Here is a 23,640-nt window from a genome sequence, read left to right as displayed (position 1 = left end):
TTCCTTGCCCCGACCGACCATGAGCCTGCCTGCCTGCGTGGACCTGAATGCCGACCTCGGCGAGAGCTTCGGCGCCTGGACGATGGGCGACGACGACGCGATGCTGGCGCGGGTCAGCAGCGCCAACATCGCCTGCGGCTTCCACGCGGGCGATCCGCTGGTGATGCGCCGCACGGTGCGCCGGGCGCTGGCCGGCGGCGTCGCGCTGGGCGCGCATCCGTCCTTCCCGGACCTGCAGGGCTTCGGCCGGCGCCGCATGGACCTGGCGCCGGACGAGCTGGAGGCGATGCTGATCTACCAGATCGGCGCGCTGCAGGCGCTGGCCGCGGCCGAGGGCGGCCGGGTGCGCCATGTGAAGCCGCACGGGGCCTTGAGCAATCTGGCCTGCGCGGACGAGGCGCTGGCCGACACGGTGGCCCGCGCGGTGCGCGCGCTCGACCGCGATCTGGTGCTGCTGGCGCCGGCCTGCTCGGCGCTGGCGCGCGCGGGCGAGCGCGCCGGGCTGGCGGTGGCGCACGAGATCTTTGCCGACCGCGCCTACCGGCCCGACGGCCAGCTGGTGCCGCGCCGCCAGCCCGGCGCGATGATCCACGGCGCCGAGGCCTGCCGAGCGCATGTGCTGTCGATGCTCGAGGCCGGCGCGCTCATCGCGATCGACGGCCAGCGGCTGCCGACGCCGATCGACAGCCTCTGCGTGCACGGCGACGGGCCGGACGCGGTGGCCGCGGCCGACGCGATCCGCGCCGGTCTGGCAGCCGCTGGCGTGGCGGTGCGCGCCTTCTAGCGCGCCGTCAACGGTCCGCTGTCGCCACCGCCATCGCCACCGCCACCGTCATCCTCGCGAAGGCGAGGACCCACGCACGCAGCAGCCACAACAGCCACAGCCGCGGCCCATCGTGGGTGCCCGCCTTCGCGGGCATGACGGGAGGTGTCTGGACTCAGCGCGCGCCCTGCAGCCGCAGCGTCTCGCCGTGCTTCAGCACGGTGAAGGCCTCGTCGGCCAGGCCGAGCTGGCGCCGCGCCGCGGCCAGGTCGCGCGGCGCCTGGTCCAGCGGCTCGTCGCACAGGCCCTCGAAGGTGCCCCAGTGCACGCCGACCGAGCGCCGGGCGCCCAGGTCGAGATGGATCTGCGCCGCGTCGGTCGGATTGACGTGCTGCGCGCGCATGAACTCGCGCGGCTCGTAGCAGCCCACCGGAATCAGCGCCAGGTCGAAGCTGCCGCGGTGGGCCAGATGCCGGCGGATGTCGGCGAAATCGCCGCTATAGCCGGTGTCTCCGGTGTAGATCAGCCGGAACTCCGGCGCCAGCACCGCGAATCCGCCCCAGAGCGTGCGCTGCCGGTCGAAGGGCGTGCGGCTGGACCAGTGCCGGGCGGGTGTCAGCATGAACTCGACGCCGCGCTCGACATGCGACTGCCACCAGTCCAGCTCGACCACCCGCAGCCCGGCCAGGTCCAGGTCGTCGAACCAGGCCTTGAGCTTCAGCGGCACGATGAACAGCGGCGCGCCGCCCGGCTGCGCCGCCAGCGCCCGCACCGAGGCCTCGTCGAGGTGGTCGTAGTGGTTGTGCGAGACCAGCACCACGTCGATGTGCGGCAGCTGCGCGGGGGTGAGCGGCAGCGCGCCGAGCCGCTTCGGCCCGGCCCAGGACACCGGCGAGGCACGCTCGGAGAACTGCGGGTCGGTCAGCACCGCCAGGCCGCCGAGCCGCGCCAGCACCGTCGAGTGGCCGATCCAGGTGATGTTGGGCTCGGGCGCCTGCAGGTCGGGCACGACCACCGGAAGCGGCGGCTGCGGGCGCGGCGGATCTTGGCGGCTCAGCTGCCAGCGCCAGACCTCCCACTGCGACTTGTCGATGGTGCTGCCGTCGCGGTTGCGAAATCCCTCGGCGGTGTGATGGGCGGGGGCGCCGGCCGATGGCGGAGCCTTGTCGCCGGAACAGCCCGGCAGCGGCACCAGCAGCAGGGTCAGCAGCGCGGCCGGAAGGCGCCGAAGTCGGGCGGGCAGGGCAGGTCGGGGCATGGATCGAGGTGCGGCGGGGCAGGGCGAGAGGACGCAGGCCGGCCCGTGACCGTCCTACAGGACCAGTATGCCCGCGCCTACGCCCGTCGCGCGGCGCAGGGCCTACCGTGGAGGCCCCGCACGCGGCGAGCCCCATGGCGCCGCCTCAGCCCGTCCGAACCTCGCAGGAGTTGCCCGCCATGTCCTCAGACCGCTCGTCCTCGCTCGATCGTCGACCCACCCGGCCTGCACCGGTCTCGCCTGGCGAGGAGGTGCTGCCGCTGCCGCACGAGCGTGACCAGGGCAGCACGCCCGTCACCGGTCCCGAGCCGCCCGACCGGGCGACGATGAAGCAGGCGCATCAGGATCTGGAGCGCGGTCTGGTCGACACCGACCTGCGTGCCACGCCGGGCCTGGATGCCGAACGTCGCCGCCAGCTGGTGCCCGGCTCGCGCTGAGGCGCCCCCACCGACGTTCATGCCCCGGAGAAGACCGATGAGCGAAAGCCCTCTGTACAACGGCGTCCCCGGCGACGCCTTCGAAGATGATCTGGCCGCGGACCTGCTGGGTCCGAGCGACTCGTCCGACAGCGGCAGCGATCTGCAGGGCGCACAGCCGCTGCTGCCCGACGCCGCCGACGGCGAGCTGCTGGCCGACCGGCTCTGGCCGGAGGTGGAGGCCGCCGGCAGCGATGCGGTGGGCACCGGCGAGCGCGCCACTGCGGACGGCAACGATCCGGTGTCCGGCCAGGACATCCTGCCCGACCGCATCATCGAGCCGGACGACTTCGGCGGCGTCGATCCGCTGGGGCCGCCGCCCGGCGAGCGCGACGACGGCGGGTTCTGACGCCGCCTGCCGCCGGGCTCAGAGCATGCGCGCGATCAGCGCACCTTCGCTCGGGCCGGCCAGCGGCACCCACACCCGCACCGGGCTGCCGGAGGCCACCTCGACCGGCGCGCCCTCCAGGCTGGTCATGCGCTCGAGCTTCACGCGCCGGTTGCCCGACGGGTGGATGACCTCGAGCGTGTCGCCGACCGCGAAGCGGTTCTTGGTCTCGACCTCGGCCCAGCCGTCCTCGCGCACGCTTCTCACCTCGCCGACGAACTGGCTGCGGTGCGCCACCGAGTGGCCGGTGATGTAGTTCTGGTAGTCCTGGCTCGGGCGGCGCTCGAGCAGGCCGCCGGTGTAGCCGCGGTTGGCCAGGCCTTCGAGCTCGAGCAGCAGCTCGGGATTGAAGGGCCGGCCGGCCACCGCGTCGTCGATCGCGCGGCGGTAGACCTGCGCGGTGCGGGCGACGTAGTAGAGGCTCTTGGTGCGGCCCTCGATCTTCAGCGAGTCCACGCCGATCTTCGCCAGCCGGGCCACATGCTCGACCGCACGCAGGTCCTTGCTGTTCATGATGTAGGTGCCGTGCTCGTCTTCCATGATCGGCATCAGCTGGCCCGGTCGCTCCTTTTCCTCGAGCAGGTAGACCCGGTCGGCCAGCGGGTGGCGCGGGCCGCTGCCGCAGGTCGAGGTGAAGGCGCTCTCGGCCTCCTGCTGGGCGGAGGCGAAGTCGAAGTCGCCCTCCAGCCTCATGGGCTGGGCGTCGCCGGCGTCGCTGGCCTGGTCGTCCGCGGCGTGGGTCTTGTAGTCCCAGCGGCAGGCGTTGGTGCAGGTGCCCTGGTTGGGGTCGCGGCGGTTGAAGTAGCCCGAGAGCAGGCAGCGGCCCGAGTAGGCGATGCACAGCGCGCCGTGCACGAAGACTTCCAGCTCCATGTCCGGGCAGTCTTGGCGGATCGATTCGATCTCGTCGAGGCTGAGCTCGCGCGACAGGATGATGCGGCTGATGCCGGCGCGCTGCCAGAACTTCACCGTCGCCGAGTTGGTGGTGTTGGCCTGCACCGAGAGGTGGATCGGCACCTCGGGCCACTTCTCGCGCACCTGCATGATCAGGCCGGGGTCGGCCATGATCAGCGCGTCGGGCTTGAGGTCGATGACCGGCTCGATGTCGCGCAGGTAGGTGCGCACCTTGTCGTTGTGCGCGATCAGGTTGCTGGTGACGAAGAACTTGCGGCCCCGGGCATGCGCCTCGGCGATGCCCTGGCCGATCTGTTCGAGCCGGAACTCGTTGTTGCGCGCTCGCAGGGAGTAGCGCGGCTGGCCGGCATAGACGGCGTCGGCGCCGAAGTCGTAGGCGGCGCGCATCTTGGCGAGCGAGCCGGCGGGGAGCAGCAGTTCGGGGGAGAAGGCGGGTTTCACCCCGCCATTGTCCACGCCGGAGGGTCGTCGCGTCGGCGAAGGCCCTCCTGGCGGACCGGCTGGCCGGCGGATCAGCAGGGCGTGATGCCGTGGCCGCCGCGGCGGCACGGCGGCACGACGATGACCGGCGGCGGCGGCTTCACCCGCGGCGGGCGCGGACCCGGCTGGACGCGGTCGCCGCGGCCGTGGTCGTGATGATCGTCATCCCAGCCGACACGGCGCAGGTCGCGGTGGTCGAAGCGGTTTTCCTGGACCGGCGGGGCCCAGATGGGGCGGCGCACGTCGCTGTGCTCGGCGCGGCTGCCGCCGTCGCGCAGTCCGCCAGGCGCGGCGTCGGCCGAGGGCGCCAGCAGCGCGGCCGCTGCGGCGAAGCCTGCCACCATCCACCAGCGCAGGCCCTGTCCGGGCATCAGCGCATGTCCTGATCCGATTTGCATGATTCCACTCCTGAAGTTGTATCGAAAGGTGCGCCGGACGCAGTGAAACGGCCCGGTGCCGTACCAATGTGCTTCAGGTAATGTGAAAAAATGCTTAACTTAAGTCGAGGTCAGGGAAAACTGCCTTGCATGGGGTTGCATCTTGGCCTGATGCGATGATGGCGGGCCTCAGACCGGGTCGAGGCGGCCATTGCCGGTCGTGCGCCGGCCGGCGTCGCCCGCCGGGGGCGTGTCCACCAGGCGGGCCCAGGTCGGACGCTCGTAGAGAAAGCCCAGGCCGAGCCGGCGGGCGATCTCGGCCATCAGCACCGCGCTGCCGATGCAGCCCACCAGCGCCAGCGTGCCCACCAGGCTGTGCTGGTCGCCGATCGACGAGGCGCGCAGCATCGGCACCAGGACGATCATCGGCAGGTAGAAGCCCAGGTAGACGGTGATCGAGGTGCGGCCGAGGAACTTCAGCGGCGCGGCCCAGCGCTGCTCGCAGACCAGCGCGCTGACGACCACGACCGCGCTGATGCCCAGGAAGCCCAGCACCGTGGTGGCCAGCGTGTTGTCGGTCAGCTGCAGCTTGATCAGCGTGCCGTTGAACAGCGCCCAGACGATCACGCCGACGGTGGCGGCCCGCCGGTGCGCCCGGGCCCAGTCGGCCAGCGCGAAGAAGCGCTCGGCGAAGATGTGGCCGGCATAGAAGAAACCGAAGTACACCCCGAAGCGGTCGACGTGGTAGATGCCGGTCTTCAGCGGGAAGAGCATCAGCAGCAGCGCGGCGGGCAGCACGATCCAGGCCGGCACCCGGCGCAGCAGCCGCGTCGCGACGAAGTAGACCGACAGCATCATCACGAACCACAGCATCTGGAACGGGTCGTACAGATGCCAGGCCAGGCTGCCCAGGCCCTCGCCCAGCGAAGCGGGCGTGTCGTGGCCGAGCAGCCAGGTCGCGGGCACGACGATCAGCGTCCACAGCACGAAGAAGTACAGGTAGTGGACGACCTTGGTGTCGAGGTAGTGGCGCCAGGGCCGGTCGATCACCCGCGACAGGAACAGCCCGGAGATCAGGAAGAAGTCCGGCATCCGGAAGGGCTTCGCGAAGACCGCGAAGTAGCCCATCCAGCCCGCCTGGCCCCGGCTGACGTAGCCCTGCATCTCGCCGACGATCCACATCGTCACCACGGCGACGATGCAGAAGCCCTTGGCGAAGTCGACCCATTCGTAACGGCTGCGCCCCTGCGCCCGATCCAGCCTGCCCATGCGCTTCTCCCGCTGTTGTCTTCCATGAAACCGGAATGCCGGTCTGGTGACCGGCTGAAACATCAGTCTAGGGCGCGGCGAGGGAATCCCCTAGTTCGGGGGAAGTGCGAAAAATTCCTTTGGTCGCACCTCAAGTGCTTGATTCACAAGGGCGTTTAATGCTTTTGTCAGCCCGGCTTCAGACCTGCTTCAGCAAGAGCCTGATTCGTACCTGCCGAGGTGAGCACAAATGCGCGAAATGCGATATGTGGAAAAGCCTCATCGTTTCATTTGCATGCATTTGTTTCACTGGGAACGGCGCGATCCCCCCGATCCTGTGGGTCGGGCCAGACGGTCGAGCCAGACCGCCATGCCCTGTGCATTGAGCTCGATGTCCAGCGCGAGCAGCTCGCGCGCCCGGTCGGCGCTCACCGGACAGCCGGCGGCCAGCGCGGAGTCGACCAGCGTCGAGGCGACCTGCTCCTTCAGCGCGGCCAGCCGGGCCGGCGCGTCGTCGGGCAGGCGCGCCAGCAGGGCCAGGCCGTCGGCCTCGAAGCGATCCAGCGTGGCGAGGAACTGCGCGGCCAGCCGCTCGACGCCGTCGACCCGGCCGAAGTGGGTCGGGTAGAGGCACCGCGGCTGCAGGGCCAGCATGCGCTGCACCGACGCGCGCAGCGCCTCGGGCTCGAACTGCACCGGCGTCGTGCTCGGGAAGATCCAGGCGCCGTCCGCGCCGTCGAACTCGCGGTAGCTGATGCCGAAGGTGTCGCCGGTGAACCAGCCGCGGCTGCGTTCGTCCCAGACGCAGTGGTGGTGGCGCGCATGTCCGGGCGTGTCGATCAGCAGCAGCTCGCGCGAGCCGAGCCGGATGCGCTGGCCGTCATGGCTCTCGACGACGCGCCCGGCCTCGATCGGCTCGATCACGCCGTAGGTCTGGCGCACCACCTCGACGCCGTAGACCGCCCGTGCGCCCTCGACCAGGGCCAGCGGATTGATCAGGTGGCGGGCGCCGCGCGGATGGATCAGCGCGCGGGCGCCGGGCAGATGGCGCATCAGCAGGCCGGCGCCGCCGGCGTGGTCCAGATGCACATGGGTCGGGATGACCCAGTCGACGGCCTCGCGCGGCAGGCCGAGCGCGTCGAGCGCCGCGAGCAGCCGCGGCACCGCGGCGTTGTGGCCGGTGTCGACGAAGGCGGCGCGGCCCTCGTCGACGATCAGGTAGGCAGCATCGAAATGATCGCGCTCGAAGCCGGTGTCGATCGCGAAGATGCCGTGGCCGAGGTCGTGGGTGTGGGGGGCAAGCGTCATGGCGGGGCGTGCGGGCGGGGTGGTGACGATTGAAACAGCATGCCACGCCCGCATCCGGCGGGCTGTCACCCGCGCTAAGCTGGGCGTTTTCGCATCATCCCGTCGTGCCGTGCCCTTCCTGCGTCCGATTCTGCTGTCCCTGCTGATCTCGCTGCCGCTGGCTGCGCTGGCCGCCCCGTCCGGCGATGTGCCGAACGCGGCGGAGGTGGGGGCCGACGGCGGCGTGCGCGACTGGCAGGGCACCTCGTTCCAGAGCGGCGGCGACGGTGCCGAGTCGCGCATGGTGCTCGACCGCCGGCTGCGCCAGTTCAACCTGCGCGTGCTGATGTCCGAGGGGCCGCGCTCGGCCTACGTGTCCGGCGCCTCGCTGCGCATCGTCGGGCCCGACGGGCGCGATCGGCTGAAGGCCGACGATGTCGGGCCGTATGTCGACGTCAAGCTGCCGGCCGGCCGCTACACGATGACGGCGGTCTTCGAGGGCCGCACCCGCGAGGCCGCGGTGCAGGTGCGCGCCGAGGGGCTGGCGCGGGTGCATCTGCACTGGGCCGACGAGCGCGCCGACCGCGACGGCGGCAGCCGGCCCTGATCCGGCGTCAGCGCGGCGCCGGCAGCGCGTCGAGCCGGAGCTCGATGTCGAGCTGGCTGGCGATCTCGCGGCCGCCCCGGCGTGCCGGCAGGAAGCGGGTCGCGGCGAACATGCGCTGCAGCGCCGGCAGCAGCGCCCGGTCGCCGTCGTCGATCTGCAGGGCCTCGAGCCTGTCGAGCTGCCCCGAGGCGTCGATCGTCAGCCGCAGCCGCATCGGCAGGCCGCTGGGCAGCAGCTCGGCCAGAGCCTGATCCTGCTCGAGCAGGCCGAGGTCCGGCGCCGAGACCGGTCGGGCGGCGATGTCGGGGCGTGCCTCGGTGGCGGTGGCGATGTCGGGGGTGTCGGGCGGCGGGCCGGGCCGCCCCCGGGCCGGGTCGGGCCGGGCGGCGGCTGCATGCGCTGGCCGGGCCGCGGTCGGCGGCATCGGCGCCCGGGCGGGCGGCACCAGGCGCACCTGCCAGGGCGCGGGGGCCGGCGGCGCGGTTGCGCGCACCGGCGGGGGCTGCAGCGCCTGCAGCAGCAGCGCGTGGGCGAGCAGCACGCCGGCGCCCAGCAGCAGGATCGGTGCCGGGGGCATCGCCGCCATCGGCTCAGTTGATCGTCGGCACTTCGCGCCAGTTCAGCCGGCGCAGCGTGCCGGCGCGGCCGAAGGTGCCGGGCTGGTTGCTCACGCCGCCGCCGCTGCGCCCGGCCACCAGCCGGACCTTGCCGCCGATGTTCTTGAAGGTGATGTCCGAGGCCAGCCCGTCGCTGGAGGCACTCAGCGCGACCGCGTTGCCGCTGCTGTCGGTGAGCATGCTCCTGCCGTCGGCGAAGCTGACCGCCAGCACCCGGCTGGTGCCCGAGGGCGTGCAGGCATCGCCTCCGGGCTGGTTCAGCGCCACGCCGACCAGACCCTGCGTGACGGTCGGCGCGATGGTCACGCGCTCGGCGACGCCGGTCGAGCCGCTGCCCAGGTCGAAGTACCAGCCCATCGGCTGCGTCGGCGCGCTGCCGATGCCGGAGAGCAGGTCGGTGTTGGCCGCCAGCTTCGCGCGTGTCACCGGAAAGCTCACGCCGCTGGGCAGCGTCGAGTCGGTGTACATCGTGCTCGCGGTGCCGTCGATGATCGCGTAGAGCGTCTGGGTCTGCGTGCTGGTGATGTCGCTGTCGGCGAGCAGCCGGCCGGTGCCGACCAGCAGGTAGCGCTTGCCGGAGTTCGGCTCGATCATCACCCGCACCGGCGTGGTCACCGGCTGGCCGGTGCCCGAGGCGTCGGTCAGCCGGGCGAACTTCAGCGCTGCGGGATAGCTGCCGTTGGCGCGGCTGACGTCGATGCGCCAGAGGTTGCCCTGCAGGTCGCCGGCATAGAGCGCGGTGGCGGTGTAGTCGGTCAGGTCGGGGATGAAGGCGGTGACATGCGCGACATCGTAGGGCGCGGCCAGCGTGCTGCCCGAGAGCGTGATCTTCTCGTAGAGCGCGCCGGTCTTCGGGTTGAGCAGGTGGATCGAGGCGCTGCCGTCGGGCGTGTTGTAGCCGGAGGCGATCACCACGGTCCAGCCGTACTTGGCGGTCTTGACGACGCGCGCGTCGCCGTAGCCGTGGCCCAGCGAGGCGTCGGTGTACTCCCACAGCACCTTGGAGGCGACGACGCTCTCGCTGGTCCAGCTGTCGGGCTGGGTCACGTCGATGGCGTAGTAGCCGCGCCCGCCGCGGCCCAGGCCGCCGATCAGGATCGTGCGCCAGTCCGAGGTGGACGCCGAGGGCGAAGCGCCGCCGACGCGGGCGAAGTCGACGTCGAAGGTCAGCGGCGTGGCGTCGACGTAGGGGCGGTGCTCGTAGGACGGGTTGCCCAGCGCGGCCAGGCCGCGGGTCGACGCGGTGGTGCTGTCGCCGTAGACGAAGCTGGGCACGTAGGCGAACAGCTCGGTGCCGGCGGTGGTGCCGCTCAGGCTGCCGTCGAAGGCATGCAGCATGCCGTCGTTGGCGCCGACGTAGACGACGGTGCGCCGGCTGGAGTAGCTGCGGCGGAAGGCGTTGTAGCCGGGATTGCTCGCGTCGTAGTAGGGCGAGGCCGGAGCGCCGGTCGCGGTGACCTTGGAGTTGACGATGTCGCCCAGCACCGCGTTGCGCGTGCGGTAGACGCCGCCGGCGGACTGCTCGCGCGTGCGGTCGCCGCGCAGGTAGTCGAGAAAGTTCGCCGCCGACTGCGCGGTGGTGTCGACCCCGGGGACCGCGGCGAAGGAGGCGTAGTAGGTGCGGCTCGACAGCGCGGCCGCGCCCAGGCTGGCGCTGCGGAAGGGCAGGGCGGCGCCGGTGGCGGTGCAGCAGGTGACGATCCTGCGGTTCGTCGGCAGCGTCGAGGCCAGCAGCGTGCGCGCGTTCCAGACCTCGCTGGAGGAGGGCGTGCCGTCGCTGGCATAGCTGACCGACAGGCCCAGAAGCGTGCCGGTCCAGTAGCGCGGGTCATAGCTGGCGGCGTAGCTGGCGTTGCCGCTGCTGGCCTCGTTCAGCGAGGTCGAGGCGAAGGCGGTCGAGGTCGAGGCCGAGGCCTCCTGCGCGATCTTCGCGAAGGCCTTGCCCAGGCCGGAGATCATCTGCGCGGCCAGGCCGCCGGTGTAGTAGTTGTCCGGGCGCGGGTTGGAGCCGACGGTGTCGGAGCTGGTGTACCAGGCGTTCTGCGCGATCGTCGAGGTCGAGTTGCTGCTGGCGTAGGGCTGGAAGCTGCCGGCCACCTCGAAGCCGCCGTATTTCGCGGCCAGCCAGTACTGGTTCTTCGCCAGGTAGTACTGGTTCTCGAGCACGTCGACCCAGTAGGTGCTGACCGTCTGCGAGCCGCCCAGGTCGCTGCGCAGGTCGACGGTGTGAGCGTGATAGGCCAGACCGGCCATGAAGTAGCTGTTGTTGCGCCCGGACGAGTAGCTGCCCAGGTTCGCCCAGCCCTCGAGCTGGCCGACCATGTCGGTCGCCTTCTTGACGTCGATCTCGGTGTCGGCGGCGACCTCGGAGGGCAGCGCCGGCTCGGCGCTGGTGCGGATGGTGCTGCCCTGCAGGTTGGCGTCGTTCCAGGTGTTGACGTCGCCGATGCCCAGGATGAAGTTCTTCTGGCAGCTGTAGAGGATCGGGTCGTCCCAGCTGGTGATGACGGGGAAGCCGTCGATCACGTTGTTGAGCGCCGTGGTCGTGGTGATGCCGCTCAGGCTGTTGTACGAGGCCACCGGGCCGAGCTTGCGGTAGTAGCGCAGCCCGGCGTAGTAGAGCTCGCTGACCGGGTCGTAGCCCTTGTAGACGCCGGTGGTCGAGCCGAACCGGTTGAGGTAGTTCATGACGCCGCTGTACTGCAGCGTCGGCGTTAGCCCGGTCTGCGCCTGCGCGAAGGCGATGGTGGCGCTGGTGTCGGCGGTGTCGGGATTGGCCAGCATGATGCCGGTGCTGCTGTCCCACTCGGCCCGGCTGTTGCCGATCGCGCTCGAGCCGGGCACCGGCTGGGTCGGGCCGATGTACTTCATGCGCGCGCGCATCACGCCGCCGTCGCGGTAGTAGCCGTCGTTCAGGTAGCCGAAGGCCGAGTAGCGCAGCTTCGAGGCGTACTGCTGCATCAGGCCCTCGGGCTTGTAGATCGGGCTGGCGGTGGTGCCGTACTTCGTGCAGTTGCTCTCCAGCCCGACCGTGGCGTCGCAGACCTTGGGCTGGATGTAGAGCTTGTAGGCCGTGCGGCTGGCGATCGTGCCGCCCAGGCCGGACTGGCTGACGTAGTCGGCGCCAGCCAGTGCGGCAGAGCAGCTCGAGCTGGTGGCGGCGCTCGACGAGTAAAGCAGCGGCGAGGCGGTCGAGCAGCTGGTGGCCGTGCTCTGCGTGTTGGTGCAGCTGTAGGTGTAGGAGACGCCGCCGTTGGTGGTGTTGCGGGTGCATGACAGGCTGTGCAGCGGCGTGCCGGCGCTGGCGCTGCAGGACGTGCCGGAGGCGCTCATCGAGCACGACAGCGTCGCTGCGTTGGTGCTGCACGAGATGGAGCTGGAGTAGTCGGTCTTCAGCGTGAACGTGCAGCTCAGCGGCGAATCGGTGCTGATCGTCATCGCCACGCCCAGCCCGTTGATCGCGGTGACGACCGCGGCCGAGGTGAAGGGCGTGGCGCCGGCGACGGCGGTGGTGCCCGCGGTGACCTTCTCGGGGAAATAGCCCAGGCCCGGGTGGCGGGTCTTCTGCAGGATGGTCTGGGCGGCGGTGTCGACCTTGCGCGTGCCGCCGGTCAGCGCCCAGCGGAAGGCGTCGAGCGTCTGCGTCGAGGCCCAGTTCAGCCAGTTGCCGCTCCACAGCGGCACCAGCGAGGTCGACACGCAGGTGCGGGTGGTCGTCAGGCTGTAGGGCGCGAAGTGGCTGTCGGCCGGCGTGGTCGAGTTGTAGACGTAGCGGTAGCACTTGCCCGGGTCGAAGTAGCCGACATAGGCGGTCGAGGCGCTGTAGGCGCTGGTGTTGAGGTAGGCCGGCGTGCTGGCGGTCGGGTATTCGACCGACAGCGCCAGCAGCAGGTTGCCCGGCACGCTGGCCGAGGAGAACAGCGGCGCGTCGGCCAGGTCGATGGCCGCGCGGGCCGGCCGCTGTGCCAGCAGCAGCGGCATCAGCAGCACCAGCAGCAGGATACGGAGCAGCTTCATGGGGAGCTTCATCACCGGGTGACGACGGACTGGAAGAAGGCCTGCGTGCCGCGCGGTCCGGTCGCGCGCACGCTGATGCGCATCACCGCCCGCACCTCCGACCTGACCAGGCGGTAGCGGTCGTCGGCGGCCGCTTCGCTCAGGCTGCTGTCGAGCGCGCAGGCGGTGCCGAGCACGTCGCCGGCGGCCAGGCACTGGCGGTCGATGACCCAGCGCACGGTCACGCCGCTGGCGCTGTCGACCAGGTCGGCGCCGCTCATGCCGGCGGCGGTGAAGGCCGCGTCGCTCAGCAGCACCAGCGGAATGCCCTGCGCATTGGTCGCGAGCCGGCTGGCCGAGTAGTTGGCCGAGCCGAGCGAGGCGTTGCGTGCGCTTTCGGTCGACAGCGCGCCGCTGGAGATCAGCGCGACCGCCTGCGCCATGCCGCGGTCGGCCTGGTTGGCCAGGTCGCGGCGGTAGCCGAGGTTGCCGGCCTGCAGCAGGCTGACGTCGAGCGCGCGGATCAGCGACAGCCCGGCCAGCAGCACCACGGTCAGCGCCACCAGCGTGAACAGCAGCACCATGCCGCGCTGCCGGCGCCGGGTCGGGAGGCGGGCCGGGGCGCTCATTTCAGGATCAGCAGGTTGCGCAGCGGCACGGTGGCCTCCAGCGTGCGGTAGCGGTAGAGCCGCTCCGCCTTCGTCAGCGTCAGCGTGCGCTTCAGGCTGCTGCCCAGATCGGAGAACAGCGTCAGCGTCTCGGGCGCGGGCGGGCGCGCCGGATCGGCCGACTCGTCCGGCCGGTTCGCGCGCAGCACCAGGCCGAGCCGGATCGCGACGATGGTGCGCAGCCGCGCGTTGGCTGCGGCCGAGCCGTCCATCAGCGCGCTGATCGCGTAGTCGCCGCTCGGCGCCTGCCAGCCGTCGACGACACGGTCGCCGTCGGTGTCGACGCCGTAGAGCGCCTGCATCACGAACACGCCGTCGGCCAGCGCCTGCAGCGCCGGGCTGGCGGCCTGCAGCAGGTCGTGCACGTACAGCGTGCCGGCGTCTCCGACGCCGATGGCCAGCAGCTGCGGCGCATTGCCGTTGCCGGGGTTGCCCAGCGCGCTGGCGGTGGCCGAGGGCGAGTAGTCGGTGAGCACCGCGCTGTCGATGCCGCCGCTGTAGTAGGTGCCGGCCAGCGGGACCGCGCCGCTGCCGCTGCTGGCGTCGAAGCTCGACGAGACCTGCGTGATCAGGCAGGGCGCGGTGCCGGTGCTCGCCGGCTGCTGGTCGCCGATCAGCAGCACCTCGCCGGCGCTCAGGCCGACGGTGCTGCCGAGCTGCAGCGCCGCGGCCTGCGCGTCGGTCGAGAAGGGCAGCGCGACCTCGCCCTGGCCGCTCTGCCCGCTCATCACCAGCAGCACGTCCGAGGTGCGGCCGCCGGCGGCCGATGGCGTGGTCTGGCCGGCGGCGATGACCGCTGGCGCGAGCCGGAAGACGCCGCTGCTGCCGGTCGTGACTGAGGCGAAGGGCGCCGGCAGCGTGCTGCCCGAGGGCAGCGGCAGGATCTGCGTGCCGCCGCGCGCGGCGTGCAGCCGGCAGCCGAACAGGTAGGAGGCCGAGCGGGCGTAGCCGGAGCCGGCGCTGCGCAGCATGCGGTCGAGCTGGGTCATCGCGTAGGCGCCGACCTGGCCCATGTCGCTGCCGGCCAGGGTCTGGCGCTTGCCGCTCTCGGCCACCGCCAGCACGCCGACGACCGCGATCGCCACGAAGGAGCCCACCAGCAGCGCCACCAGCAGCTCGACCAGCGTCATGCCGGCGGCCGCGAGCCGGCGGCCGTGCCGGGCCCGCAGGGTCGGGCGGGCGGATCGGCGATGCGGCCTCACGGGATCACCACCTTGGTGCGGTAGACGAGATCGCCGTCGCTGCTGGCGCGGGTGGGCGGGCGCCAGCGGATGGTCACGGTGACGACGCCGAGCGTGTCGGGCGTGCCGACGCTGCCGCTGGCGCCGGGCAGGCCGGCGCCGGCGCTGTCGGCGACCCGCGCCTGCCAGGCCGAGACGACCGCCGCGGGCAGGCTGGTCGTGCCGCGCAGCCACATCTCGCTGACGATCTGGTCGGCCAGCAGCGCGGCGCGGTTGCGGTCCTCGGCGTCGACCGCGCGCTGGATCGCGCGGCCCTGCAGCGCCGCCAGCCCGAGCACGCCGAAGGACAGCACCAGCAGCGCGATCAGCGCCTCGATCAGCGTGAAGCCGCGGGGGCGAGGGGGCAGGCGGGAGGGCGTCGTCATCGCGGACTTCCGTCGTTCAGCAGCCGTCGGCCTGGCCGGCGGCGGCCGAGCGCGCCGGATCGCAGGCGCGGATGCGCCCGCCGGCGAAGACCTGCACCTGCAGCGGCCGGTCCGAGCCCGCGGCGCTGAGCGCGTAGACGATCGGCGCGCCGATCGTCGCGGGGGCGGTGCAGCTCGCGCCCAGGCCGGTCGCGCCGTTGCTGACCGGCCGTCCGACGGTGTTGAAGCAGACGATGGCCGGGCCGGTGATGCCGACGCGCTCCTGGCGCGCCGCGGCCGAGCCGAGAATGTAGAAGCTGTCGTCGGCGCTCTCGCCGGCGAGCTGCGGCAAGGCCTGCGCGTACCAGGCCGAGGCATTGGCCGACGGCGTCGCGCCGAGGTCCGGGGTCGCGGCGGTCAGCACCAGCGCGGTCTGGCGGCTGCGCCGCAGCGCCTCCGACTGCGTCAGCCGCAGGTCGTTGCCCAGCCGCTCGGCCGCGCCGCGCACCCGCGCGTTGGCCGCCCAGGTCGCCAGCGGCGGCGTCGCGGCCATCATCACCAGCGCCAGCACGCCCAGCGTGACCAGCAGCTCCACCAGCGTGAAGCCGCGCACGCCGCCGTCGCCGGGTCGCCGGCCGGGCCGCATCAGCAGGACCTCCCGGGCTTGAGCACCCAGCACGAGGCCGGGGTCGTGCCCCAGTCGGCGGGCAGCGCGGTGCTGCGCTCGCGGCCGTGGTGGTCGATGGTGTAGACGAAGCCGGCGGTGACGCCGCTGCCGGTGGCGCTGATGGTGTAGGACGAGATCGTCGGCGCGGCGACGCACTTCACCGTGAAGCTCTCGACCGTCGTCGCGGTGTTGCACGGCCCGCCGACGTAGCTGCCGCCGTTCAGGTAGAACTGCTCCATCGCCGCGCGCGCGTCGGCCAGCGCGCGGGTGGCCGCCACCGCCTGGCTGCGCTGCACATGCTGGCGGTAGCTCGGGTAGGCGAAGGCGGCGATGATGCCGATCACCACGGTCACGATCATCATCTCGACGAGCGTGAAGCCGCGCCCGGCCAGGGGGCCGGGGGCGCGGGAAGTCGGTTCGGATCTCACGGGCGCAACCTTTCGGGCAGGGCATCGGACGCGGGGGCGTCGAACCTGTCTTAGCGGCTGCGCGCGCCGGAACCTGAGCGCGATCAACGGCGAGGTACGCCGGCTTATCGGGGCGGCGCGCCTCCGGAGCGGCCCTTAGCCTGCGCGGCGTGTCCTCCGTGATGTGGTCGTGTCGTCGATGAGTCCGAGCCTTTTCCGTGCGTTTCGCGGCCCGAGCCGGGGTGTGCCGTCCGTGCTGGCCGCGGTGCTGGCCTGCGGCAGCGGGCTGCTGCACGCGCAGCCGGCCGCGGCACCGGCGCCGCGGGTGCTGTCGAGCGGTGCCGCGGTGTCGGTCGCCGGCACGATGGGCGACCGGGTGGTGCTGATCGTCGACGGGCGCACCCGGGTGGCGGCCGCCGGCGAGGTGGTCGACGGCCGGGTGCTGCGCCGCAGCGCCGACCGCGGCTGGGTGCTGGAGGCCGGCAGCGGCCAGCCGGGCCAGCCGCTGGGCGAGCGGCCGGTGCGCGTGGGGGCTGCGGCGCGGCTGCCCGATCCGGGCGCGCGCCTGGTGCTGGAGGCCGGCAGCGACCGGCTCTTCCGCAGCGAGGGCGAGATCAACGGCCGCGCGGTCAGCGGTGTCGTCGACACCGGCGCGAGCGTGATGGTGCTGCCGGCGGCGCTGGCGCGCCGGCTCGGCATCGCCACCGGCGCGGGCAGCGAGGTCGACGTGCAGACCGCGGCCGGTCGGCGCAGCGGCCGCCAGGTCCGGCTCGAGCAGGTCCGGCTCGGGCCGCTGCAGGCCCGAGCGGTCGACGCGGTCATCGTCGAGGTCGATCTGCCCTACGTGCTGTTCGGCAACAGCTTCCTGCAGGACTTCCGGCTGCAGTGGGAGCAGGGGCGGCTGACGCTGTCGACGGCCGTGTCGCCGTCGACGCTGCCGCCCTGAGTGAGCCGCCCCGGGCCGGGCGGCGCCTCGTCAGCTGCCGATGCGCCCGCCGTCGTTCTTCGTGATGACGACGGTGGCCGAGCGCGGACGCGCGGTGCCGCCATCCGGCCAGTGGCTGCCGTACTTCGACGGATCGGCGATCGCGCTGGTGGCGGTCTCCTCGCCGGGATGCTGGATGTTGACGAACAGCGCCTTGCCGTCCGGCGTCTCGCAGATGCCGGTGATCTCGCACTGCGACGGGCCGACCAGGAAGCGCTTGAGCGTCGTGTCGCTGGGCTTGCGGCCCATCCAGGTGCTGACGGCCAGCGAGCTCGTCGTCGAGGTGGTGCCGCTGGTCACGGTCATCGTGTTGTTGACCGTGACCGGGCCGCCGTCGCCACGCGAACCGGCTACCGCCGCGAGCAGCATGCAGTTGGTGGTGTCGGTGTAGGCGCCGTCGTCGGTCTCGATCCAGGCCAGGCCGGTGCTCTTCGCGAAGCGCATGCCGTCCGGGCTCGAGAAGTCCTGGTCGTCCGTCAGGCCGGAGAGGTTGATGTTCGCGCCGGCATCGGCCTCGGCGCCGAACAGGAACACGTCCCACTTGAAGCTCGTGGCCGACGGGTCGCGGTTGTCCTCGGCGACACGGATGATGTGGCCGTTGACGTTGCCCTTCTGCTTGTTGCCGTCCGTGTCGTTGTAGGCGCGCGGGTTGGCGGCGTCGACCAGCGGGTAGCTGCTGCCGGTCAGCACGCGGTTGGTGTTGTTGGTCAGCGTGAAGTAGATGTCGTCGGTGGCCGGGTTGACGGTGCTCCACTCGGGGCGGTCCATCTTCGTGGCGCCCACCGCGTCGGCGGCCAGGCGGGCGTTGACCATCACGTCGGCCTGGTTGGCGAAGGCGTAGGTGGCGTAGTTCTTGATCGCGGCGACCGAGATGTCGAGCAGCAGCCACTGGCCGGTGCCGTCGGCGTTGAACTTGGCGACGTACAGCTTGCCGGCGTTCAGGTACTTGTCCCCGGTGGCCACGCGGTCGGCGGGCACGGCGTCGGCCGCCGACCAGGCGGCGTCCGAGACGAACTTGTAGATGTACTCGCCGCGCGAGTCGTCGCCCATGTAGAAGGCCAGCGGCTTGCCCGCCACCGGGGTCAGGTAGGCGGCGGCCTCGTGGGCGAAGCGGCCCATCGCGGTGCGCTTGCGCGGCGTGGAGGCCGGCGCGTACGGGTCGATCTCGACGATCCAGCCGAAGGTGTTGGTGATGTTGCGGTAGTCGTCCGTGCCGTCGGTCGAGGTGCCGATCAGGCTGGCGTTCCAGCGCGCGTAGAGGTCGGCCGTGCCGCCGGTCTCCCAGCCGTAGCGGCTGGCCGCGCCGGCCGACAGGCCGTAGCGCTTGAGCGAGACGACGCTGCGTGCGGTCGCGCCGCCGCGGGCGGTGTCGTCGGTGGCCGCGCGGGTGAAGTAGCCGATCCAGTTCTCCTCGCAGGTCAGCAGCGTGCCCCACGGGGTCGTGCCGGTGCCGCAGTTGTTCTGCGTGCCGCGGGTGCGCGAGCCATCGATCGAGTACTTCGTCTTCAGCAGCGCGTCGCCGGCGGCCGGGCCGCTCATCAGCATCTCGGTGGCGGCGGTGATGCGGCGGTTGTAGGCGGAGTCCTTGACATAGCTGATCGCACTGCCGCTGCGGCGGACCTCGACGATCGACAGGCCGTGCACCGCCACCTCCTTGTCGACCTCGGCGGCCGGACGCGGGTTGGCGCTCGGGCCGCTGGCGTGCAGGAACAGGTTGTTCTGGTACTCGTGGTTCATGCCCAGCAGGCCGCGCTCGCTGTTCGAGGCGTCCGGGCCGGTGCCGGCCGTGTTCAGGCCGAAGTATTCGATGCCGTCATGGCAGTCGCCCGAGCGCTTGTCGAAGTCGGTGTCCGTGCCGTCGTTCTTCGCGGCGGCCACGGTCGACACCAGCGGGTCGCCGCAGCGGTACAGCACGCTGGCGGTGTAGCCCGCCGGCACGGTGATCGTGTCGGCCAGCGACTTGCCCACGGCGGCGAAGGCCAGCGAGGTGATCGCGCCGCTCGGTGCCGGTGCCGGTGCCGGTGCGGGCGTCTCGTCGTCGCCACCGCCGCAGGCGCTCAGGCCCAGGGATCCCATCAGCGCACCGCCGGCGGTGCCGAGGCTGCGGCGCAGCAGGCCGCGGCGGCCCATGCGGGCGGCCAGCACCGAGGCGAACGGGGTGTTGGCGCTGGTGTTGCAGTCGTCGCTCTCGACGAAGGGGGCGGGCAGGCGGAGATCAACGGGCTTGTTCATGGCGTGGCTTGCTGTCCGGTGAACGAAGGTTTCAGACGGCGCGATCGTGTCGATCCCGTGTGAAAGTGCCGTGACCCGGTGGTGACGGCCGCGTGACAACCGCTGGTCGCCGTCGCCGCGTTCCCTCACCATCCCTCCCCCTGCTTCCGCTGTATCGTGCTCGACATGAAAAAAGCTTCCCGCCCCCTTTCCGTTCTCTTTTCCTCCTGCGTGCTGCTGACGACGCTGCTGTCGGGCTGCGGCGTCGTCGCCGTCGCCGGTTCGGTGGCCGGTGCGGCGATCACGGTGGGCAGCGCGGCGGTGTCGGTCGGCGGCGCGGTCGTCTCGACCGGCGTCAAGGTCACCGGCAAGGCGATCGAGAAGACGATCGACGCGGTCGGCGGCGGCAGCACGCCGGCGGGCGGCGACGGCGTGGTGGTCAAGGGCGCCGAGGGCGCGGCGGACGCTGCGCGCTGACGCGACCCGATCCGCGAGCTCGTGCAGAACCGGTGCGTTCCCGGCCGATCATGCCGGGAACGAGGGGGATGAATCGCGTTTCCTGTCCGCTTCGGTCAAGGCCGCGGCGGCCGCGCTGGCCTACGATCGTGCAATGTTCACGATGACGGAGAGAGCGGGATGTCGGTGCTGACCATGACCCGGGTGGTGCTGGCCGGGGCGACCGGGCTGGCGGTGATCGCGGCCGGGGTCGGCATGCTCGCGACATTGACGGTGTCGGCTCGGACCTCGGTGACCACCGCCGCGGCCGATCCGGCGCTGGGCCGCACGCTGTGGCAGGGCCGCGCGCCGCTGCAGGCGCGGCTGGCCGGCGAGGGCGCCGACCTGGCGCCGGCGCAGGCGCGCTGCGCGGCCTGCCATGCGCTGCCTTCGCCCGAGGGCGGCAGCGCGCTGGGCGACGGCCCGATGCTCGAGTCCTCGCGGCTGGTGCGGCCGATGTCGCGCCGTGGCGGCAAGGTCTCGCGCTATGACGAGGCGGCGTTCTGCCGCCTGCTGCGCTCCGGCCTGGATCCGGCCGCCAACCCGGTGTCGGCGCGCATGCCGCGCTACGAGATCGCGGCGGCCGACTGCGCCTCGCTGTGGCAGGCGGTGCTGGGCGCCGGCGACATCAACCGGCGCTCCTGAGCCGGCGCCTGGCCGGCGTCAGTCGTCGATCGGCGTGAGCTTGGCCACCGACAGCGCCAGCCACTTGGTGCCGTGACGGCCGAAGCTGACCTGGGCGCGCGCGTCGGCGCCGCTGCCCTCCAGCGCCAGCACCACGCCCTCGCCGAACTTGTTGTGGAACACGCGCAGGCCCTTGCGCAGGCCCTGGCCGCTGGGGTCGGGCTCGCGCTTCGGCGGCAGCGGGGCGGGTGCGGGCGCCGGGGCGGCGCTGCGGGCGAAGCCCGATGAGCCGCCGTATCCACCGCCATGGCCGCCGCCGTAGCTGCTGCCCCGGCCGAACCCGCCGCCAAATCCCCCCGAGAAGCCGCCCGAGAAGCCACCCGAGAAGCTGCCTTCCTTCGGCGTCAGCCATTTCAGAGCGCCTTCCGGCAGCTCGGCCAGGAAGCGGCTGCGCGCGTGGTAGCGGGTCTGGCCGTGCAGCATGCGCGTCTGGCTGAAGCTCAGGTGCAGGCGCTGGCGCGCGCGGGTGATGGCCACATACATCAGCCGGCGCTCCTCCTCCAGCCCGTCGGGCTCGGCGGCGGCGTTCTCGTGGGGGAACAGGCTCTCCTCCAGCCCGGTGATGAAGACCGCGTCGAACTCCAGCCCCTTGGCGGCGTGCACCGTCATCATCTGGATCGCGTCTTGGCCGGCCTGGGCCTGGTTGTCGCCGGCCTCCAGCGCCGCGTGGGTCAGGAAGGCGGCCAGCGGCGAGATGATCTCGCCGGTGTCGGCGTCGGGCAGCAGGCCGGCGGTCTCGTCGACCGGCAGCGCCACCACCTCGCGGCCGAAGCCCTCGACCGTCACGAAGGACTCGGCGGCGTTGACCAGTTCCTCCAGGTTCTCGACCCGGTCCTGGCCCTCGCGCTCGGCGCGGTAGAAGTCGAGCAGGCCGGAGGCGGCCAGCATGCGCTCGATGATCTCGCGCAGCGTGCGCCCGCGGGTGTCCTCGCGCAGGCCGGCGACCAGGCGCACGAAGTTCGCCATCTTGGTGCCCGCCGCGCCGCCCAGCGCCCCGACCGACTGGTGCAGGCTGCGCCCGGTGGCGCGCGCGATGTCCTGCAGCTGCTCGACCGAGCGCGCGCCGATGCCGCGCGCGGGGAAGTTCACCACCCGCAGGAAGCTGGTGTCGTCGTCCGGGTTCTCGATCAGGCGCAGGTAGGCCAGCGCGTGCTTGATCTCGGCGCGCTCGAAGAAGCGCAGCCCGCCGTGGACGCGGTAGGGCACGCCGGCGTTGAACAGCGCCGTCTCCAGCACGCGCGACTGCGCGTTGCTGCGGTAGAGGATGGCGATCTCGGCGCGCGCGGTGCCGGCGCGGTGCAGCTGCTCGGCCTGCTCGAGCACCCACTGCGCCTCGGCGAAGTCGCTGGGCGACTCGTGCACCCGCACCGGCTCGCCCGGGCCCGCCTCGGTGCGCAGGTTCTTGCCCAGCCGGCCGGTGTTGTGCTCGATCAGCGCATTGGCCGAATCCAGGATGTTGCCGAAGGAGCGGTAGTTGCGCTCGAGCTTGATCCGGTGGCGCACCCGGTACTCGCGCTCGAAGTCGGCCATGTTGCCCACGCGCGCGCCCCGGAAGGCGTAGATGCTCTGGTCGTCGTCGCCGACGGCGAAGAGGGCGCCGGTGGCCGTCTCGCCCAGCGCGTCGCGCTCGCCGGGCATCGCCGCGAACATCTTCAGCCAGGCGTACTGCAGCCGGTTGGTGTCCTGGAACTCGTCGACGAGGATGTGGCGGAAGCGCGCGCGGTAGTGCGCGCGCAGGTGCGGGTCGTCGCGCAGCAGCTCGAAGCTGCGCAGCATCAGCTCGGCGAAGTCGACCACGCCCTCGCGCTGGCACTGGTCCTCGTAGGCCTGGTATATCTCGGCGAGCTTCTGGGTCTGGGCGTCGCGCACCTCGATGTCCTTCGGGCGCAGGCCGTCCTCCTTGGCGCCGGCGATGAACCAGGCGACCTGCTTGGGCACGAAGCGCTCCTCGTCGAGCTGCATCGCGCGGATCACCCGCTTGACGGCGCTGACCGCATCGCCCGCGTCGAGGATCTGGAAGGTCTGCGGCAGGTTCGCCTGCTTCCAGTGCGCGCGCAGGAAGCGGTTGCACAGGCCGTGGAAGGTGCCGATCCACATGCCGCGCACGTTGAAGGGCAGCATCGCCGACAGGCGCGTGAGCATCTCCTTGGCGGCCTTGTTGGTGAAGGTCACCGCCATCAGGCCGCCGGGCGAGACCTGGCCGGTCTGCAGCAGCCAGGCGATGCGGGTGGTCAGCACGCGCGTCTTGCCGGAGCCCGCGCCGGCCAGGATCAGCGCGGGCTCGGCCGGCAGCGTCACCGCGGCGAGCTGTTCCGGGTTGAGGTTCGCCAGCAGGCGGGATTCGGGCGGCAGCGTGGCCGGGACGGGCGAGGACGACGGAAGCATCGCGGAATTCTACGAGGCGCCCCCAGGCCGTCGGTGCGGTGTGCAGCCCGAGCTGAACGAGGGCGAAGAACGGCTGCGTTCCCGGTCGTGTCGCCCCGGATTCCCGTGTGGCCGCGCGACCCGGCCGGGGGGATGGCGCACGGGCTGCGGACTGAGAGCATCCCTGCCATCGGCTGATCCGTGCGATCGGTCACGAACAACCGCCCGAGCCTTGCGCCCATGAACACCTCCGACCTGCGCCGCCTGCTGCTGTTCACGCTGCTGGGCGGTCTCGTGACCCTGCTGATGATGCTGCTGCACCTCGACCTGCCCGAGGCCGGCCTGCCGGCCCTCGACCAGGACAACCGGATGCTGACCGAGCAGGCCCGCCAGGAGCGGCTGCGTGCCGAAGGACGGGCGCTGTGGCAGGGCGACTGGGCGATGCAGGCGAGCCTGCCGGGCCGCGTGCACGGCCTGGACGGCCAGTCCTCGCGCTGCGTGCGCTGCCATGGCGGCAGCACGCTGCCGCGCGCGCTGCTCGACCGCAGCGGCGGCAGCCAGGCCGGCCTGTGCCGGCTGCTGCGCGAGGGCCGGCGCGCCGACGGCAGCGCGGTGACGGCAGCGATGCCGCGCTATGACGCGGCGGATTCGGACTGCGCCGCCTTATGGTCCCATCTGGTGCCGGGATCCGCGCTGAAACACTGATTTCCATTTTCAGGGAATCAGGAAAACCCTGGGTCATCCGGCCAGGATACTGAAAGCAGATTTTTACGATGCCGCCGCGATACTTTGGTACTGCTCAACCCAATGGGGGTGTCCAAGGCGGCGAAGGTGCACCCGATCCGGAAACTTCGGGAATTCAGGTCTGCATCGCCTTGAATTTTTTGTTGCATCCTGTTTCTTATTGGTGTGCATTCGTCATGGTCGGCCGTGAATTTCTTAGCAGAATAACGGCTTAAGTTTCGGGGAAACGCAATCGACGTGCGGGGCGACGGTAGCCTTGCGACCCAGGGAAAACCAGTGAACAACAGGCTCGCCGGCTGAGACATCCATGATGGATGGCCGCGGCGGCCCGTGTCTGCTCGGGTTTTTCCAGGCCGCCCGGGATGGCGGTGAACGCGAAGCGTCAGTCACGCGATCTGCCGGCCTGGTCGGAATGCCG

General features: G+C 71.7%; 22 protein-coding genes. 8 read left to right on the top strand and 14 right to left on the bottom strand.

All coding sequences use genetic code 11. From position 1 onward, the window contains the following. Positions 1-19: 19 nt before the first annotated feature. The gene (locus HNQ01_RS04680) at positions 20-784 is read left to right on the top strand and encodes a LamB/YcsF family protein (protein ID WP_173804209.1); all 765 of its coding nucleotides are present in this window, start codon (positions 20-22) and stop codon (positions 782-784) included. Between the two features lie 154 nt (positions 785-938). Here the strand turns inward: HNQ01_RS04680 and HNQ01_RS04675 are convergent, their stop codons facing one another. Next, entirely contained in the window at positions 939-2,021 is a 1,083-nt protein-coding gene (locus HNQ01_RS04675; protein ID WP_173804208.1) for an MBL fold metallo-hydrolase, read from the bottom strand. Between the two features lie 179 nt (positions 2,022-2,200). On the opposite strand from HNQ01_RS04675, the gene HNQ01_RS04670 reads away from it, so the two are divergent. Together HNQ01_RS04670 and HNQ01_RS04665 are read left to right on the top strand one after the other, a co-directional pair. Continuing rightward, positions 2,201-2,458 carry a hypothetical protein gene (locus HNQ01_RS04670; protein WP_149504007.1) on the top strand — a complete coding sequence of 86 codons (258 nt, stop codon included), beginning with the start codon at positions 2,201-2,203 and terminating at the stop codon, positions 2,456-2,458. 37 nt (positions 2,459-2,495) lie between these two features. Next, positions 2,496-2,846, top strand: a complete 351-nt coding sequence (locus HNQ01_RS04665; RefSeq protein WP_149504006.1) for a chemotaxis protein — start codon at positions 2,496-2,498, stop codon at positions 2,844-2,846. An 18-nt stretch (positions 2,847-2,864) separates the two neighbouring features. On the opposite strand, the gene trhP is transcribed toward HNQ01_RS04665, so the two are convergent. From trhP to HNQ01_RS04645, 4 genes are all read right to left on the bottom strand, one after another. Next, positions 2,865-4,241 carry a prephenate-dependent tRNA uridine(34) hydroxylase TrhP gene (trhP, locus tag HNQ01_RS04660; RefSeq protein ID WP_353621634.1) on the bottom strand — a complete coding sequence of 459 codons (1,377 nt, stop codon included), beginning with the start codon at positions 4,239-4,241 and terminating at the stop codon, positions 2,865-2,867. A gap of 71 nt (positions 4,242-4,312) precedes the next feature. Next, positions 4,313-4,678 (bottom strand): hypothetical protein, encoded by a 366-nt coding sequence (locus HNQ01_RS04655; protein ID WP_173804207.1) that lies wholly within the window; start codon positions 4,676-4,678, stop codon positions 4,313-4,315. Between the two features lie 168 nt (positions 4,679-4,846). Beyond that, positions 4,847-5,926 carry an acyltransferase family protein gene (locus HNQ01_RS04650; protein WP_173804206.1) on the bottom strand — a complete coding sequence of 360 codons (1,080 nt, stop codon included), beginning with the start codon at positions 5,924-5,926 and terminating at the stop codon, positions 4,847-4,849. Between the two features lie 285 nt (positions 5,927-6,211). Further along, positions 6,212-7,213: an MBL fold metallo-hydrolase gene (locus HNQ01_RS04645; RefSeq protein WP_173804205.1), complete on the bottom strand. Its 1,002-nt coding sequence runs from the start codon at positions 7,211-7,213 to the stop codon at positions 6,212-6,214. A 109-nt stretch (positions 7,214-7,322) separates the two neighbouring features. Here HNQ01_RS04645 and HNQ01_RS04640 point away from each other — a divergent pair, with 109 nt between their 5' ends. Next, complete coding sequence (locus HNQ01_RS04640) at positions 7,323-7,799, top strand: hypothetical protein (protein WP_173804204.1); 477 nt, start codon at positions 7,323-7,325, stop codon at positions 7,797-7,799. Between the two features lie 7 nt (positions 7,800-7,806). Here HNQ01_RS04640 and HNQ01_RS04635 read toward each other — a convergent pair whose 3' ends face one another. The 7 genes from HNQ01_RS04635 to HNQ01_RS04605 are packed head-to-tail and all read right to left on the bottom strand — an operon-like array spanning position 7,807 to position 15,760. After that, entirely contained in the window at positions 7,807-8,385 is a 579-nt protein-coding gene (locus tag HNQ01_RS04635) for a hypothetical protein (protein WP_173804203.1), read from the bottom strand. Between the two features lie 4 nt (positions 8,386-8,389). Continuing rightward, the gene (locus HNQ01_RS04630; protein WP_173804202.1) at positions 8,390-12,433 is read right to left on the bottom strand and encodes a pilus assembly protein; all 4,044 of its coding nucleotides are present in this window, start codon (positions 12,431-12,433) and stop codon (positions 8,390-8,392) included. Between the two features lie 11 nt (positions 12,434-12,444). Further along, positions 12,445-13,041 carry a pilus assembly PilX family protein gene (locus tag HNQ01_RS04625; RefSeq protein ID WP_173804201.1) on the bottom strand — a complete coding sequence of 199 codons (597 nt, stop codon included), beginning with the start codon at positions 13,039-13,041 and terminating at the stop codon, positions 12,445-12,447. Next, a complete protein-coding gene (locus HNQ01_RS22550; protein ID WP_173804200.1) occupies positions 13,038-14,282 on the bottom strand; it encodes a PilW family protein in 1,245 nt (414 codons plus the stop codon). The genes HNQ01_RS04625 and HNQ01_RS22550 overlap by 4 nt, the downstream gene beginning before the upstream one ends. Continuing rightward, positions 14,279-14,686, bottom strand: coding sequence for a type IV pilus modification protein PilV (gene pilV, locus HNQ01_RS04615; RefSeq protein ID WP_173804199.1), 408 nt, complete (start codon positions 14,684-14,686; stop codon positions 14,279-14,281). Before pilV ends, HNQ01_RS22550 begins: the two co-directional genes overlap by 4 nt. Before the next feature lie 16 nt (positions 14,687-14,702). Next, on the bottom strand, positions 14,703-15,311 hold the full coding sequence (locus tag HNQ01_RS04610) for a pilus assembly FimT family protein (RefSeq protein ID WP_173804198.1): 609 nt from the start codon (positions 15,309-15,311) through the stop codon (positions 14,703-14,705). After that, positions 15,311-15,760 carry a type IV pilin protein gene (locus HNQ01_RS04605; RefSeq protein ID WP_173804197.1) on the bottom strand — a complete coding sequence of 150 codons (450 nt, stop codon included), beginning with the start codon at positions 15,758-15,760 and terminating at the stop codon, positions 15,311-15,313. The genes HNQ01_RS04610 and HNQ01_RS04605 overlap by 1 nt, the downstream gene beginning before the upstream one ends. Positions 15,761-15,983: 223 nt before the next feature. Between HNQ01_RS04605 and HNQ01_RS04600 the strand changes: the two genes are divergently transcribed. Continuing rightward, positions 15,984-16,685 carry a retropepsin-like aspartic protease family protein gene (locus tag HNQ01_RS04600; protein WP_173804196.1) on the top strand — a complete coding sequence of 234 codons (702 nt, stop codon included), beginning with the start codon at positions 15,984-15,986 and terminating at the stop codon, positions 16,683-16,685. A gap of 30 nt (positions 16,686-16,715) precedes the next feature. On the opposite strand, the gene HNQ01_RS04595 is transcribed toward HNQ01_RS04600, so the two are convergent. Then, a complete protein-coding gene (locus HNQ01_RS04595; protein ID WP_173804195.1) occupies positions 16,716-18,956 on the bottom strand; it encodes a PhoX family protein in 2,241 nt (746 codons plus the stop codon). Positions 18,957-19,121: 165 nt separating this feature from the next. Between HNQ01_RS04595 and HNQ01_RS04590 the strand changes: the two genes are divergently transcribed. Further along, a complete protein-coding gene (locus HNQ01_RS04590) occupies positions 19,122-19,412 on the top strand; it encodes a hypothetical protein (RefSeq protein WP_173804194.1) in 291 nt (96 codons plus the stop codon). Between the two features lie 159 nt (positions 19,413-19,571). After that, positions 19,572-20,075 carry a hypothetical protein gene (locus HNQ01_RS04585; RefSeq protein WP_173804193.1) on the top strand — a complete coding sequence of 168 codons (504 nt, stop codon included), beginning with the start codon at positions 19,572-19,574 and terminating at the stop codon, positions 20,073-20,075. Positions 20,076-20,093: 18 nt separating this feature from the next. On the opposite strand, the gene HNQ01_RS04580 is transcribed toward HNQ01_RS04585, so the two are convergent. After that, the gene (locus tag HNQ01_RS04580) at positions 20,094-22,499 is read right to left on the bottom strand and encodes a UvrD-helicase domain-containing protein (protein WP_173804192.1); all 2,406 of its coding nucleotides are present in this window, start codon (positions 22,497-22,499) and stop codon (positions 20,094-20,096) included. Between the two features lie 219 nt (positions 22,500-22,718). Between HNQ01_RS04580 and HNQ01_RS04575 the strand changes: the two genes are divergently transcribed. Beyond that, the gene (locus tag HNQ01_RS04575) at positions 22,719-23,183 is read left to right on the top strand and encodes a hypothetical protein (RefSeq protein WP_173804191.1); all 465 of its coding nucleotides are present in this window, start codon (positions 22,719-22,721) and stop codon (positions 23,181-23,183) included. Positions 23,184-23,640: the final 457 nt, after the last annotated feature.

The sequence above is a fragment of the Sphaerotilus uruguayifluvii genome, from assembly GCF_013294065.1.
Taxonomy (GTDB): Bacteria; Pseudomonadota; Gammaproteobacteria; order Burkholderiales; family Burkholderiaceae_C; genus Sphaerotilus; species Sphaerotilus uruguayifluvii.
Note: the sequence above shows the minus strand (reverse complement) of the source record. Positions and strands in the feature narration are given on the sequence as shown.